The sequence below is a fragment of the Tenacibaculum agarivorans genome (assembly GCF_001936575.1).
GTDB lineage: Bacteria > Bacteroidota > Bacteroidia > Flavobacteriales > Flavobacteriaceae > Polaribacter > Polaribacter agarivorans.
The window spans coordinates 1-1,033 of record NZ_MSMP01000101.1 but is presented as its reverse complement, the minus strand read 5'-3'; the positions used below and the strand labels follow the sequence as shown (position 1 = coordinate 1,033).

At 31.2% G+C, this 1,033-nt stretch carries 1 protein-coding gene; it reads left to right on the top strand.

Going from position 1 to position 1,033, the window contains the following annotated elements:
• Positions 1-42: 42 nt before the first annotated feature.
• Entirely contained in the window at positions 43-1,026 is a 984-nt protein-coding gene (locus BVC87_RS23005) for an integrase core domain-containing protein (RefSeq protein ID WP_075344725.1), read from the top strand.
• Positions 1,027-1,033: the final 7 nt, after the last annotated feature.

Genomic DNA, 1,033 nt, shown 5'->3' with positions numbered 1-1,033 from the left:
GTAAAGGTTAACTAATTCGTTGACAAAATTTTATATTTTGTTATGCGTATCAACACCAATGATTTAACACTAGTTCGTAATTATTTACAGAAATATCAATTTTTAATAAAAGAGTATGAGCAGGTAAAGAACAAAACTCACCCTAAGTACAAATTTGTTAAAGACTTTTATCAAGCCAATGGTACAGATGGTCGTACCTTCTTAAAGTATTATAATCGATTCAAACAAAGTGGTAAAGTAGTGGATTTATTACCTCAAAAAAGAGGTCCCAAATGGAAAACAAGAAGACCTTTACCTTTTATAGAACAAAAGGTTGTAGCCTTACGTTTACAGGGAAATAATAAATATGAAATTAGTTGTATTTTAAAGCCTAAATTAAAACAGTTTACCCCTACACCTTCAGGAGTTTATAATATATTGAAACGTCATGGTGTAAATCGACTAACTATAAAAATGCAGCAGAATAAACGAAAAATCATTAAAGAAAAAGCTGGAGAATTAGCCCATATAGACACTCATTATTTACCTAAGGGAGTGGTTAGTACAGAACCTAAAAAACGCTATTACTTGTATGGTGTGATAGATTCTTGTACCAGAGTAGCATGGGTAGAATTGACAGAAGATTTAACTGCTTTAACAACCATGTTTGCTGGGTTAAGGAGTTTTAATATTCTTGCAAGTCATTATAATATCAAATTTAAAGAAGTCTTAACTGACAATGGACCTGAGTTTGGGAAAAAAGAAAGTAGATCTAAAGCAGCACATCCTTTTGAAAGGATGTTGTCTGAATTAGAAATTAAACACCGATATATTAGGCCTTATAGACCGCAAACCAACGGAAAAATAGAACGTTTTTGGAGAACTATAGAAGAGGACTTAATAACAGGAACGTATTTTGAATCTAAAGAACACTTAAAAGAAGAAATATTACAATATTTATATTATTATAATCAAGAAAGGCCACACCAAAGTTTAAATGGCGAAGCCCCTAATAATTTCAATCAAAAGTGTCAACGAATTAGTTAACCTTTAC